The sequence below is a fragment of the Bradyrhizobium sp. Arg237L genome, from assembly GCF_029990105.1.
In the GTDB taxonomy this organism is placed as follows: Bacteria; Pseudomonadota; Alphaproteobacteria; order Rhizobiales; family Xanthobacteraceae; genus Bradyrhizobium.
The window spans coordinates 20,210-33,411 of the sequence record NZ_JAQMIL010000051.1; the positions used below are offsets into that span (position 1 = coordinate 20,210).

The following is a 13,202-nucleotide window of genomic DNA, read 5'->3' on the forward strand; positions in this document are numbered from 1 at the left end:
CGTGTGGGCCCGCTGCGCTAAAGTGTTGATGTAGCCGAACAGCTTGGCGGCCAGGTTGTTGAGGTTATGGGGCTCGGACTCCCAGGCACACCGGGCCCCGCCTTAAGAATTTAGTTTTGTGATTTGTAGGATGAGCAATTGGTAGGGTGGGCAAAGGCGCTCTGCGCGCCGTGCCCCCCATCAGCAGTTTGCTCGAGATGGTGGGCACGCTGCGCTTTGCCCACCCTACAACTCCGGGCTCGATGCCTACGCATCGCCTTCTCACGTTCCGCAGAAGGTTTGCAGCACGCGCTGATCGGGCAGCGGCGGGGCGGCGTAAGCCGCGTATTGCGGCTGGTCGTCGTAGGGCTTTGACAGCACCGTCAACAGTTCTTCGAATGGTGCGTAGTTGTCGTCGTTGGTCGCGGCCGCAATCACCGCTTCGACGCGGTGGTTGCGCGGGATGAAGGCGGGGTTGACGGCGTGCATGGCGGACTGGCGCTCGGACGGGGTTTGCGGCTCGATGGCGAGACGCTCGCGCCAGCGCTTGGCCCATTCGTCAAAGGCGGTGGGATCCATGAACTGCGCGCGGACGTTCTCGTCGGCTGATGCATCCAGGGCTGCGTCGCCAAGGCGGCGGAAGGTGAGGGTGAAGTCGGCCTGGTTTTTCGCCATGGCGTCCAGGAAACCCTCGATCAGCGCCTCATCGCCGTCGCGTTCGGTGAACAGGCCGATCTTCCGCCGTAGACCGGCTGCATAGGCCGCGCTGAACTTCTCGGAGAAATCGCCGAGGATGAATTGCGCCTGTTCGACCGCCTTCTCCTGGTCGTCGGAGAACAGCGGCAGCAGGCATTCGGCGAGACGCGTCAGGTTCCACAGCGCGATCCGCGGCTGGTTGCCATAGGCGTAGCGGCCCATCTCGTCGATCGAGGAGTAGACCTGCGCGGGGTTGTAGTCGTCCATGAAGGCGCAGGGGCCGTAGTCGATGGTCTCGCCCGATATCGAGGTGTTGTCGGTGTTCATCACGCCGTGGATGAAGCCGATCAGGAGCCAGCGCGCGACGAGCTCCGCCTGGCGCGCGACGACGCCTTCGAGCAAAGCGTGGTACGGGCGATCCGCCTTCGCGATCTCCGGATAGTGCCGCGCGATCACATGGTCGGCGAGGGCGCGCACGCCATCGGTGTCTCCGCGCGCGGCGAAGAACTGGAAGGTGCCGACGCGGACATGGCTCGCCGCCACCCGCGTCAGCACGGCGCCGGGAAGCGCGGTCTCGCGGATCACATGCTCGCCGGTGATGACGGCGGCGAGCGAACGCGTGGTCGGAATACCCAGTGCGAACATCGCTTCGCTGACGATGTATTCGCGCAGGACCGGGCCGAGCGCGGCGCGGCCGTCGCCGCGGCGGGAGAACGGGGTCGGGCCGGAACCCTTGAGCTGGATGTCGCGGCGGACGCCGTCCCGGTCGATGACCTCGCCGAGCAGGATGGCGCGGCCGTCGCCGAGTTGCGGAACGAACTGGCCGAACTGGTGGCCGGCATAGGCCATCGCGATCGGGTCAGCGCCCTCGGGCAGGCGCTTGCCGGCAAGGATTTCCGCTCCCTCCGGGGTTTCCAGCAGGTCCGGATCAAGCCCGAGTTGAACCGCGAGCGGCCGGTTGAGCTTGATCAGCCGCGGGGCGGCAACCGGGGTCGGCGCAACGCGGGCAAAAAAGTTCGCCGGCAGCGCCGCATAGGTGTTCTGGAAGGGGAAATGCACCGTCATGGCCTAAAGATAGGCGCAGGCCTCGATTAGGCAAACACTTCGCGCCGTCGGGGCCGAAAATGTCCGGTTCGGGCGCAAATCAGGGCGTTCCCTTGGTTGCCGCCCCTCGCGGCCTCGGGTAAACCCACCCGCAAAATCGGGCAGGCCGTTGGCCGCCCGATTCGAACCCTCCGACATCTGTTTGGGAAGTCCATGCATCGCTACCGGTCACATACATGCGGCGCGCTCCGCGAGAGCCATATCGGCGAGACGGTCCGCCTTTCCGGCTGGGTCCATCGCGTTCGCGACCACGGCGGCGTGCTGTTCATCGACCTGCGCGACCATTACGGCATCACCCAATGCGTGGCGGACCCGGATTCGGCGGCGTTCCACGATGCCGAAAAGCTGCGCTCGGAGTGGGTGGTGCGGATGGACGGCAAAGTCCGCCGCCGCCCCGAGGGTACCGACAATCCGGAACTTCCGACCGGACAGGTCGAGATCTATGTCAGCGAGATCGAGGTGCTCGGCCCCGCCGCCGAGCTGCCGCTGCCGGTGTTCGGCGAGCAGGAATATCCTGAAGACATAAGGCTTAAGTACCGTTTCCTCGACCTGCGTCGCGAGAAGCTGCACCAGAACATCATGACCCGCGGCGCGGTCGTCGATTCCATGCGCAAGCGGATGAAGGAGCAGGGCTTCTTCGAATTCCAGACGCCGATCCTGACGGCATCCTCGCCGGAGGGCGCGCGCGACTTCCTGGTGCCCTCGCGCATTCATCCTGGGAAATTCTACGCGCTGCCGCAGGCGCCGCAGCAGTACAAGCAATTGATCATGATGTCGGGCTTCGATCGCTATTTCCAGATCGCGCCCTGCTTCCGCGACGAGGACCCGCGCGCCGACCGCCTGCCGGGCGAATTCTACCAGCTCGACGTCGAGATGAGTTTTGTCACGCAGGAAGACGTGTTCGCGGCGATGGAGCCGGTCATTACAGGCGTGTTCGAGGATTTTGCCAAGGGCAAGCCGGTGACGAAGAACTGGCCTCGGATTCCGTTTGCGGAGGCGATCCGCAAATACGGCACCGACAAGCCCGACCTGCGCAACCCGATCGTGATGCAGGAGGTCTCCGAGCATTTCCGCGGCTCCGGCTTCAAGGTGTTCGCGCGAATGCTCGAGGACCCGAAGAACCAGGTGTGGGCGATCCCGGCCAAGGGCGGCGGCAGCCGCGCGTTCGCCGACCGCATGAATTCCTGGGCGCAGGGCGAGGGGCAGCCCGGCCTCGGCTACATCTTCTGGCGCGAAGGCGGCGAGGGCGCGGGTCCGCTTGCGAACAACATCGGCCCCGAACGCACTGCGGCGATCCGCGAACAACTCGGGCTGCAGGAAGGCGATGCGGCGTTCTTCGTTGCCGGCGAGCCCGACAAGTTCTGGAAGTTCGCCGGCCTTGCGCGCACCAAGCTCGGTGAGGAATTGAACCTGATCGATAAGGACCGGTTCGAGCTCGCCTGGATCGTCGACTTCCCGATGTATGAGTACAACGAGGAAGACAAGAAGGTCGATTTCTCGCACAACCCGTTCTCGATGCCGCAGGGCGGATTGGAAGCGCTGCAGACGCAGGATCCGCTGACCATCAAGGCGTTCCAGTACGACATCGCCTGCAACGGCTACGAGATCGCCTCTGGCGGCGTCCGTAACCACAAGCCGGAAGCGATGGTGAAGGCATTCCAGATCGCGGGCTATGGCGAAGAGGACGTGGTCGAGCGCTTCGGCGGCATGTACCGGGCCTTCCAGTACGGCGCGCCGCCGCATGGCGGCATGGCGGCGGGGCTCGATCGTATCGTGATGCTGTTGTGCGGCACCACGAACCTGCGTGAGATCTCGCTGTTCCCGATGAACCAGCAGGCCGTCGATCTCCTGATGGGCGCGCCGTCGGAAGCCACGACGAAGCAGCTCCGCGAGCTTCACGTCAGGGTCAACCTGCCGAACAAGTGATGCGCGTAGCCCGGGTGGAGCGCCAGCGTAACCCGGGGGCATCTGCGTCGGAGTTTACGAGCGGTCCCGGGTTACGCTGGCGCTTCACCCGGGCTACGGCAGCATTTAGAGTCCCGTCGAGGCCTCGACGTGGAATTGCGCGAGCGCGATCAGCAGGTCGGTCTTGAGGAGCTGAACGAGCTGGAGTCCCGGCACCTTGCCGCGGGGCGTCAGCTTGATGATCAGCGTTTGTCCGGGGCTCTCGACAAAGCGGATCACGGCGTCCACTGCTGCAGTCGCATCTGGATTGGCGGCGATGGTTTGGCCAAACGCCTTGATCTGGTCGATGATGGCGCCTCTTGCCGCCTCGCGACTGACGTTCTGGGCGCGGGCATATTGCGCAACTGCAAGATCGACGCAGCCGCTGTCGCGCAAGCTGAGCTCGATGGCTCCGGCCTCAATCTGGCCGGCGAGGCTCGCTGCTTGCACCGGATCGGTGGAGAACACGGCTCGGGGCACATTGGCGAGCGCAATGCGGGCCGATGCCTTCAGCAGGTTGCCGATTTCGAGGCTTGCGGGCGCGAGCACGAAGGCGCCGGACTGTTCGGTCCAGCCGGCGCCGAGATCGATGTCGATGGCGGCCCGGTCGATGCCGGCCGCGACAAACGGCTGCATCGCCGGATCGGTCGCATCTATGGGTACGTTCAGCTTCGCGACCAGATGCGCCTTGCTTGGGACGGGGCCGACGAACTGGCCCCAGCCCAGGCTGATGGTGTCGATATTGATGAGCTTGTTGGTGTCGCGGAAGGGCGTGGCGGCGCCCTTGACCTCGACGCCTTCGAACACTCTGAACAGACCGAAAATTTCATCCGGCGTGGGCTTTGGCTCGGCGTTGGCACGCGCCGCGAAGCGCATCAATTGCGGGATGTCGAAGGAATTCAGCGCAAGACGGTCGAACCTGAACGGCCCCTTTGGCGTCTCGACGTCCAGGCCTTCAAGCGCCAATTGGCCGCGGCCGTTTTCCAGATTGGCGCGGATCGCCGCCAGCTTGAAAGGTCCCTGCGGCGTCCGCATCGTGTGTCCGCGCAATTCCGCATTGCCGATGCGAATGCCCTCATAGACGCCAGCCATCTTCTCCATGATCTCGCGCGCCTGGGCCTGGGTCGGAGGGCCGGCTCCGGGCTGCGGCACCAGTGCGAGGATCGCCGCCAGTTGCAGCTTTGACGGCCGCACCGCGATATCGTCGACCGTGATGCTGTCGATCTGTGCCCGCATGCCCTGATCGGTGGCGAGCACATAGGGGCCGGCCGAGACTTGCCGATAGATGCGATAATAGCTGTCGTCGTTCGACCTTTCGGGATCGAGCACGGTGCCGGCCGCCGCCGCATCGAAATCATGGGCGACGAGATTGGAGAGAGTGCCGGTAAGCTTCTCGCGCTTGCCCGCCTGCGGCGTGTTCACCGTGAAAGTGAACCCGTCCGCCTTGGTGCTGGCGACCTTACCATCCCTGATGTCCTGCAGCGTAATGCCCGAATAGGCGAACTCGCCACCATCAGGCGTCGCCGCGCCGCCATTGATCGTGCCGGTCACCGAGGGGATTGTGACCGACGAGGCCGCGATGCCGGTGAACTGCTGAAGCGCAAAGCGATAGATGTCGAGCAGGGATTCCGAGGCCGGCAGTTGCGCCGGGTTGGAGGGGCCGGAATAATCCTTCACCGTGAAGCGCGGCACCTTGTAGGTGACCTTGGCCGGGACCTTGTCGGTCACCTCGGTTGCCAGCTCGATGTCGGTCAGTTCGATGCTGTCGGCCGAGATGCGGGCACGGTCGGGCTGGCGGACGCCGGTGGCGGTCAGGCTCGCGATCCGCAGCCGCGCCGGTGGTTGCGCCGCCGATTCGCCCACGATGTCCACGACCGTGACGGTGCGCGCCAGCATATCCACCGTCACCTTGCCATGGCTCGCCTTGCCGCCGGCGGCGCGGACTTGCGCGAAGGCCGCCTCGATGCCGCTGGTCATGCGATGCTGCACGTAGAGATTGAAGCCGAGCAGGCCGGCGGCGGCGACCACGACCGCGGCGATCAGGCCGATCAATATCCGTATCATCCGGTCAGCTCCGAATTACCGATCATCCTGGGGACAAATTGCCATGTTCTCAAGGGGATGACCGGAGAAGGAAAGGGCGGTATGGCTTCAAATATTGCGCAGCCGGGCGGCTGTTGACGGGAGTGCGATCCGATGTTGCATCGAGGGGGCCCGGCGTGCTTCACATCCGGCTCCATCTGCCGGACAACTGGCCTTGTTAGACCCGCACAGAATAAGAGCTTGAGGCCGGAAACGCGAGAGTACGATGTCATCCTCTTCTGAAGATCTCCATTCGGCGGCGCTGGCCTATCACCGGCTGCCGCGCCCGGGCAAACTTGAGATACAGGCGATCAAGCCGCTCGCCAACCAGCGCGACCTCGCGCTCGCCTATTCGCCCGGCGTCGCCGCCGCCTGCACCGAGATCGCGAAGAACCCCGCCGAGGCCGCCTCGCTGACGGCGCGCGCGAATCTGGTCGCGGTGGTCAGTAACGGTACCGCAGTGCTTGGGCTTGGCAATATCGGCCCGCTGGCCTCGAAGCCGGTGATGGAAGGCAAGGCGGTGCTGTTCAAGAAATTCGCCGGCATCGACGTGTTCGACATCGAGATCAAGGCCGACACGATCGAGCGCGTGGTCGAGACGGTGGCGGCGCTGGAGCCGACCTTCGGCGGCATCAATCTGGAGGACATCCGCGGGCCCGAGTGTTTCGAGATCGAGGCGCAGCTCAAGGAGCGGATGAAGATCCCGGTCTTCCACGACGACCAGCATGGCACCGCGATCATCGTCGGGGCTGCGATCGTCAATGCGCTGCTGTTGAACGGCAAGAAGTTGTCCGAGGTGAAGATCGTCTGCTCCGGCGCGGGCGCGGCCGCGATCGCCTGCCTCAATCTTCTGGTATCGATGGGGGCGCAGCGCAAGAACATCTGGGTCTGCGACATCGACGGCGTCGTGCATGAGGGCCGCAACACCTTGATGGACCGCTGGAAGGCGGTCTATGCGCAGAAGACGGACGCACGGGTTTTGGCCGACGTGATCGGCGGCGCCGACATCTTCCTAGGACTCTCGGCGCCGAATGTGCTGAAGCCGGAAATGGCAAAGCAGATGGCGGAAAATCCGCTGATCATGGCGCTTGCCAACCCGGTGCCGGAGATCATGCCGGACGAGGCGCGGAAAGCGCGCCCTGACGCCATGATCTGCACCGGACGTTCGGACTTCCCGAATCAGGTCAACAATGTCCTGTGCTTTCCCTTCATCTTCCGCGGCGCGCTCGACGTCGGCGCGACCGCGATCAACGAGGCGATGAAGCATGCGGCGGTGGACGCGATCGCACAGCTCGCGCGCGATCCGCCCTCGGACGCCGTCGCGTCGCGCTACGACTCCGGTGAGACACAGGGTTTCGGGCCCGGCTCGCTGATCCCAAGCCCGTTCGACCCGCGCCTGATCCTGCGCATCGCGCCGGCGGTGGCGAGGGCGGCGATGGAATCGGGCGTTGCGACGCGGCCGATCAAGAATTTCGACGAATACACCGCGCTGCTCGAGCGCTTCGCGTTCCGTTCCGGTCTCGTCATGAAGCCGATGTTCGCGAAGGCCAAGACGCAGCCGGTGCGCGTGATCTATGCCGAAGGCGAGGACGAGCGCGTGCTGCGCGCCACGCAAGTGGTGCTGGAAGAGAAGCTGGCGCGGCCGATCCTGGTCGGGCGGCCCTCGGTGGTCGAAGCCCGCATCAAGCGCTTCGGCCTCGCGATCAAGGCCGGCAAGGATTTCGACCTCATCAATCCCGAGGACGATCCGCGCTACCGTTCCTATGTGCAGTCCTATATCGACGTCGCGGGCCGGCGCGGCGTGACGCCCGATGCGGCGCGCACGGTGGTGCGCACCAACAACACGGTTATCGCGGCGCTCGCCGTGGTACGCGGCGAGGCGGATGCCATGCTGTGCGGCGTCGAGGGCCGCTACATGAGCCATCTGCGCCACGTGCGCGAGATCATCGGCTTCCTGCCTGGCGTCAGCGACTACGCGGCGCTGGCGCTGATGATCTCGACCAAGGGCGCCTATTTCATTGCGGATACGCAGGTCCGGCCGAATCCCAGCCCGGAAGAGCTGTCGGAGATGGCATCGCTCGCGGCGATCCACGTCCAGCGCTTCAACTTCAAGCCCAGGGTCGCTTTCGTGTCGCATTCGGATTTCGGCAGCTACGACACCGAATCCTCGCGCAAGATGCGGCGGGCCACGCAGCTCCTTAAAGAAAAGCATCCGGAGATCGAGGCCGACGGGGAGATGCAGGGCGACACCGCGCTGTCCAAGGCCGTGCGTGACCTGGTGCTGCCGGCATCGAAGCTGGAGGGCGAGGCCAACATCCTGATCATGCCGAATCTCGATGCGGCCAACATCGCCTACCAGATGATCAAGTCGCTGGGAGACGCGCTTCCCGTCGGCCCGATCCTGATCGGCCCGGCACGGCCGGCGCATATCCTGACGCCGTCGGTGACGGCGCGCGGTGTCCTCAACATGACGGCGGTCGCAGCGGTCGAGGCCCAGGAGCGTGCGGGCCGCGCGCAGCCGACCTTGTTCGGCTAGGCGGAGACGAATTCGAATTGCTCGCGGCAGGCGGAACGACCATAATCGTTCCGCGCTCGGTTCACGACTGTGATCAATGGGGACGACCATGCCGGGGTTCATTGCTTTCGGACGGGTTTTGTTCGCCGTCCTGTTCATCTATTCGGGAGCAACCAAGCTGTTGGCGATCCAGGCGACCGCGGATTCCTTCGCAGCCAAGATCACCATTCCCGAGATTGCAGCGCCCTATGCGCACCAGCTTGAAACCTTGGCGGCAATGCCGATCATGCAATTGATCGCGATTTCGGTCGGCGTGTTCGAAGTCATCGCCGGCCTGATGATCGCATTGAACTGGCTGGTGCGATTCTTCTCGATCCTGCTCATCATCCTCGTGGTCGGCGCGACCTTCTACTTCCACGATTTCTGGAATCAGCCGGCGCCTGAAAACGCCCACACGCTGATGGAGGCGCTGAAGAACCTGTCGATCATCGGCGCGCTGTTCATCCTCGCCGGCTACGGCCGCACGCCGCGTAGCGCTGAGGCCGCCTACGGCGATGCGTGAGAGACTTGTAGCCCGGGTGGAGCGGAACGCGTAACCCGGGACGGCGGTATCCGTATTTGCGAGCGGCCCCGGGTTACGCTGGCGCTTCACCCGGGCTACGGCAGCCTCACGCTGTGTCGCGCCGCCACGGCGTGACGGTGACGCCTTGGTTCGCATCGAGGATTTGCGGCTCACCCGGCTTCAATCCGTGCGATGCAAGGATTTGCTGCGGCGAGCGGGTGGGGACGCCGGGGAAACAAGGCTCCCCGTCCGGTAGGTTCACCCGCGATGCCTGCGACAGCCAGAACGTGTCGTAGCGATCCATGAACATGTCGAACACCGAGGGACCGCCGATGATCGCGACGGTGCCGCAGGTGACGCCCGCTTGCGCGCTCGCGGTCTCGAACGTGGCACCGGCGGGATTCCAGAGCGTGGCTTGCGGATTTGCGGGATCGGGCGTGGTGGCGCGCACTTTGCGCGTCACGATGATGCGTTTTCGCTGTGGCGAGTTCGGCTGGTCCTCGTAGGAATTGCGGCCATGCACGATCAAGTCGGCACGGTCGAGGGCGGCGGAGAAGAATCTCTTGTCGCCCTCGAACTTCAATTGGTCCGGCATCACGTTATCGGCGCTGGCCAGCCGGCCATCGGCGGAGACGATCACATAGCCTTCGAAACGCAACGCCGGCACGATCGCTTCGCGCGCTATTCCGAAACCGTCGTCACGACGCTGTTGACCGGCCGCGCACTCACCGTCGGCAGCTTGGCGTCCTTGGCCAGCTCTTCCTCATATTGCGGCAGCACCTGCACCGGCGCTTTCGCGCGCATCGCCACGACCTTGTAGCCGCCGGCCTTCAGCCGGCTCAACAGTTCGGGCAGGGCTTCCGCGGTGTGCTTCTGGAAGTCGTGCATCAGGATGATGCCCTTGCCGAGCTTGTCGACCTTCTTCATCACGGTGTCGATCACCGTCTGCGGCTTGCTCGCCTTGAAGTCGAACGAGTCGAGGTCACAGGAGAAGATGGCGATGTTGCGGGTGCCGAGATAGGTCACCATTTCCGGCGGATGCTGCAGCGCCGGGAAGCGGAAGAACGGCGAAGGCGCGACGCCGAGCGCCCACTTGACCGCAGCGAAGCCCTTCTCGATCTCGTCCTTGCGCTGGTCTTCCGTCAGCTTCTTGTTGTTCAGGTTTGCATGCGACCAGGTGTGCGCGCCGACCGTGTGGCCGGCATTGTAAACCTGCTTGAGGATCTCGGGATGGTAGGTCGCGTGCTTGCCGATCGGGAAGAAGATGCCGGTGGTGCATTCGTCCGCCAGCGCCTTCAGCACGGCAGGCGTGTTGTTCGGCCATGGGCCGTCGTCGAAGGTGAGGACCACCTCGTGGTCGCGCAGGAAGTCGAGCTGCTTGAAATGCTCGAAACCGAAGCCGGGTCCGCCGGTCGTGTCGATCTCGACCGTGCGGCCGACGCCGAGCGCGTTCGGATTGTTGCAAGCGGCGCGCGCGGGCTGCGGTGGCTGCGCGGGGGCGGCCGCAGGAACCGGCGCTGGTGCCGCCTGCGGAGCGGCCGCCTGCTGTGCAGGCGCTGGAGCAGCGTTCGCACCCTTGGCGACGGGAGCACCTTTGACCGCGGGAGGAGTCTGCGACCAAACCGCGGTGGACGAGAGCAGCGAAACCACACCCGCAAAAATCAGACCTGCCGCAATGCGCATGGCTGTGTTCCCTAGAGCTATCGTGCGGATAGAGGTATCCAATGCCCGCCCGAACTGCCTCCTACCCCAACTAATAGTAGCCTAGATGGTCACCCCCCGCCAATGCAACGGAGGCCGACTTCCTGCACAGGTAAATTGCAGGGATCAGGCCGCCGCCAGCGCCCGGGCGATGGTGGTCTTGACCCTCGTGTCCTCCGGCGCGACCGACTCGGGGAAGACGTCGGCGATGTAGCCGTCGCGGCCGATCAGATATTTGTGAAAGTTCCAGCGCGGGATATCCTTCGGACGCGCCTCGGCAGCCCATCTGTAGAAGGGATGCGCATTGGGTCCTTTCACGACGGCTTTGGCCGCCATCGGGAAGGTGACGCCATATTGGTGATGCGCGGTCTCGACGATCTCGCTTGCCCCGCCTGGTTCCTGGCTGCCGAAATCGTTCGAGGGGACGCCGATGATGACGAGGCCGCGGTCGCGGAACTCCGTCCACAGGGCCTGCAGCCCCGCATATTGTGGGGTGAAGCCACAGAGCGAGGCGGTGTTGACGATCAGGAGCGGCCGGCCGGCACGCTCGGCAAGCCGGATGTCACCGCCCTGCAGCGCCGGAAACGAGAAGGCATACGCGGTGACCCGGCTCATCGCCGGCTCCGCCCGCAAGCTCCGGGAGTACAAAGGTTCGGCCAATACGGCCACCGCACCCGCGACAAAGATCCTGCGGCTGATCATGGCCATTCCCCTTCGGCGTGAAGATTCGCCGAACAATAACCCGGCGGGGTGGGGGGCGGCTTTCAACATGCCGTTACGGAGATGCCTAGCGCAGCGGGATGATGAAGTCGGTGCCTTCGCCGGTTTCGCCCTGGTTGATGCCCTGGTCGGAGACGATGATCGAGCCGCCTGACGTCAGCGCCTCGTTGACGCGCGCCATTGCGTCCTGCGGGATGGTGATGCGGTCGAGCGCCTCCGCCGGGCTGTTGGCGAGCGGCTGCGGCTTGACCTCGGCGGCGGCGGTTGCGCCGCGGCGGCGCCGTCCCGGATACGCATCTTCCTCGAGACGCACGGCTGTGCGTGCAGTCGGCAGCGAGACCACCGACCAGTGCAGGAGATTGGGATCGCTCTTGTCGACCTGGGCGGTGAACACATGCGTGCCCAGCGGCCGGTCGCCAGATGCGATCACCACGGGCACCTCGAACAGCGGCGCAAAATTCTGCCGAACGTAAAGCTTGGAATCCTTGCGGCTGATCAGAACGGCGATCTGGCCGGTCCGCTTCGGCTGATCGAGCTTTGCGGCGCCCGGCAAACGTGAAGCATCCTTCTTGACGTCGGCAGCAGGTATTTCGCCCGGCTTGGCGGGCTCGGCGGATGTCTCGGCAGCCTTTGTCTCGGCAGCCTTTATCTCGGGAGCCTCTGTCGCGGGAGATTTGGGCTCGGTCGATTTTGCGGCGTCGACCTTGGGCGCATCCTGCTTGACCGCTTCGGCCGTTGTTTCGGCCTTCACGCGTTGACCAGCAGTGGCTTCGGTTTTCGAAGCTTCGGTGCTGGCGGTGATCTCGATCGGATGCTCGCCGGCTGATTTCGCTTCGCCGATCGTGCTGTCGTCCAGCCCGGCGTCGGAAGCGGTTACGGCGGCGGTCTTGGTGAGCGCAGCTTCGGTTTCCGCCTTCGCCTCATCGGGCGCAGCACCTGTGACTTCGCTCTTCAAGGACTCGTCAGCCTTCGCGATGGTCGCGCCAGCTAACGTGAGAGAGGGGCGGTCGGCCGGCATCGCACCGCTGGCGTCCGCGGTATGGGTCTGCTCGCGCAGCGATGTTTGCAGCTCGGCATGACCCACGGTCGCGCGCAGCTCGAGACCGTTTTCGTTGGCCGGCTTGAGCTCCGCGCCCTTGTCGCCCTTGTCGCCTTTGACGCCGAGCGGAGCATCCACCTTCGGTTCTTCGGCAACGGGTTGCGGCCCCACCTTTTGCGTGGCGAGCAGCGGATGCGAGAAAGCAGCGGGCGTGATCTCGCCGGGCGTGATGATGACGCGTGCGCCCATCTTGGTCCAATTCCACATCTTGATCGCGAATGCCATCGGCATCCGGATGCAGCCGTGCGAGGCCGGATAGCCGGGCAGCACGCCGGCATGCATCGCGACGCCCGACCAGGTGATCCGCTGCATATAGGGCATCGGCGCGTTGCTATAGATGTTGGAGTGATGGAATTTGTGTTTCTGGATGACGCTGAAGACACCCATCGGGGTGGAGTGGCCCTTCATGCCGGTCGAGACCGGGCTCTCGGCAAAGAGACCGTTGGCGTCAAAGACCCGCATCTTCTGGTCATGGATCGAGACCGTGATGATCAGCGGCGTCTGCGGCTTGATGCCGGTGTCTTTCTCAGGGGCTGCGGCCTTTGCAGCGGGCTTGCGGGGCTTCTGCCGCCGCGGCTGAATCTGCGGCTCGGGCTGGTAGTAGCTGGGATCATAGTTATTCCAGTAGTAGAGCGCGGCATCGGCCTGCGAGGCGGCGCCGAGCGTGCCTACCGTCGCCAGAAGCGCGATCTTCCAAGCCCGTTTACTTGCAGTATGCAATGTCGAAATCCGACGTCCGCTCACGCGCATAGTCCTTAAGATTCCCAGTCCCGATATTGGTTGGTTGTCGCAGAGGCGAA

9 protein-coding genes are annotated in these 13,202 nt (G+C 64.5%); 3 read left to right on the plus strand and 6 right to left on the minus strand.

What is annotated here, in order from left to right; genetic code table 11:
- Nucleotides 1-261 precede the first annotated feature (261 nt).
- Nucleotides 262-1,740: a protein adenylyltransferase SelO gene (locus OZ411_RS27530; RefSeq protein ID WP_282530476.1), complete on the minus strand. Its 1,479-nt coding sequence runs from the start codon at nucleotides 1,738-1,740 to the stop codon at nucleotides 262-264.
- A gap of 192 nt (nucleotides 1,741-1,932) precedes the next feature.
- On the opposite strand from OZ411_RS27530, the gene aspS reads away from it, so the two are divergent.
- A complete protein-coding gene (gene aspS / locus OZ411_RS27535) occupies nucleotides 1,933-3,705 on the plus strand; it encodes an aspartate--tRNA ligase (protein ID WP_282530477.1) in 1,773 nt (590 codons plus the stop codon).
- A 105-nt stretch (nucleotides 3,706-3,810) separates the two neighbouring features.
- Here the strand turns inward: aspS and OZ411_RS27540 are convergent, their stop codons facing one another.
- On the minus strand, nucleotides 3,811-5,787 hold the full coding sequence (locus OZ411_RS27540) for a hypothetical protein (RefSeq protein ID WP_282530478.1): 1,977 nt from the start codon (nucleotides 5,785-5,787) through the stop codon (nucleotides 3,811-3,813).
- Between the two features lie 244 nt (nucleotides 5,788-6,031).
- Here OZ411_RS27540 and OZ411_RS27545 point away from each other — a divergent pair, with 244 nt between their 5' ends.
- Nucleotides 6,032-8,341 (plus strand): NADP-dependent malic enzyme, encoded by a 2,310-nt coding sequence (locus OZ411_RS27545; protein ID WP_282530479.1) that lies wholly within the window; start codon nucleotides 6,032-6,034, stop codon nucleotides 8,339-8,341.
- An 88-nt stretch (nucleotides 8,342-8,429) separates the two neighbouring features.
- On the plus strand, nucleotides 8,430-8,882 hold the full coding sequence (locus OZ411_RS27550) for a DoxX family protein (RefSeq protein WP_130579522.1): 453 nt from the start codon (nucleotides 8,430-8,432) through the stop codon (nucleotides 8,880-8,882).
- Between the two features lie 106 nt (nucleotides 8,883-8,988).
- Here OZ411_RS27550 and OZ411_RS27555 read toward each other — a convergent pair whose 3' ends face one another.
- The 4 genes from OZ411_RS27555 to OZ411_RS27570 all read right to left on the minus strand — a co-directional run bounded on the left by OZ411_RS27555 (nucleotide 8,989) and on the right by OZ411_RS27570 (nucleotide 13,152).
- Nucleotides 8,989-9,549, minus strand: a complete 561-nt coding sequence (locus tag OZ411_RS27555; RefSeq protein WP_282530480.1) for a dihydrofolate reductase — start codon at nucleotides 9,547-9,549, stop codon at nucleotides 8,989-8,991.
- 14 nt (nucleotides 9,550-9,563) lie between these two features.
- On the minus strand, nucleotides 9,564-10,565 hold the full coding sequence (locus OZ411_RS27560; RefSeq protein WP_130579523.1) for a polysaccharide deacetylase family protein: 1,002 nt from the start codon (nucleotides 10,563-10,565) through the stop codon (nucleotides 9,564-9,566).
- Nucleotides 10,566-10,709: 144 nt separating this feature from the next.
- The gene (locus tag OZ411_RS27565) at nucleotides 10,710-11,285 is read right to left on the minus strand and encodes a glutathione peroxidase (RefSeq protein ID WP_282530481.1); all 576 of its coding nucleotides are present in this window, start codon (nucleotides 11,283-11,285) and stop codon (nucleotides 10,710-10,712) included.
- Between the two features lie 85 nt (nucleotides 11,286-11,370).
- Nucleotides 11,371-13,152, minus strand: a complete 1,782-nt coding sequence (locus OZ411_RS27570) for a L,D-transpeptidase family protein (RefSeq protein WP_282530482.1) — start codon at nucleotides 13,150-13,152, stop codon at nucleotides 11,371-11,373.
- Nucleotides 13,153-13,202: the final 50 nt, after the last annotated feature.

Excerpts from the sequence above, each read along its gene's own strand:
- OZ411_RS27550 (WP_130579522.1), top strand. The coding sequence starts at position 8,430 with ATGCCGGGGTTCATTGCTTTCGGACGGGTTTTGTTCGCCGTCCTGTTC.
- aspS (WP_282530477.1), top strand. The coding sequence starts at position 1,933 with ATGCATCGCTACCGGTCACATACATGCGGCGCGCTCCGCGAGAGCCAT.
- OZ411_RS27565 (WP_282530481.1), bottom strand. The coding sequence starts at position 11,285 with ATGATCAGCCGCAGGATCTTTGTCGCGGGTGCGGTGGCCGTATTGGCC.
- OZ411_RS27560 (WP_130579523.1), bottom strand. The coding sequence starts at position 10,565 with ATGCGCATTGCGGCAGGTCTGATTTTTGCGGGTGTGGTTTCGCTGCTC.
- OZ411_RS27545 (WP_282530479.1), top strand. The coding sequence starts at position 6,032 with ATGTCATCCTCTTCTGAAGATCTCCATTCGGCGGCGCTGGCCTATCAC.
- OZ411_RS27570 (WP_282530482.1), bottom strand. The coding sequence starts at position 13,152 with ATGCGCGTGAGCGGACGTCGGATTTCGACATTGCATACTGCAAGTAAA.
- OZ411_RS27540 (WP_282530478.1), bottom strand. The coding sequence starts at position 5,787 with ATGATACGGATATTGATCGGCCTGATCGCCGCGGTCGTGGTCGCCGCC.
- OZ411_RS27530 (WP_282530476.1), bottom strand. The coding sequence starts at position 1,740 with ATGACGGTGCATTTCCCCTTCCAGAACACCTATGCGGCGCTGCCGGCG.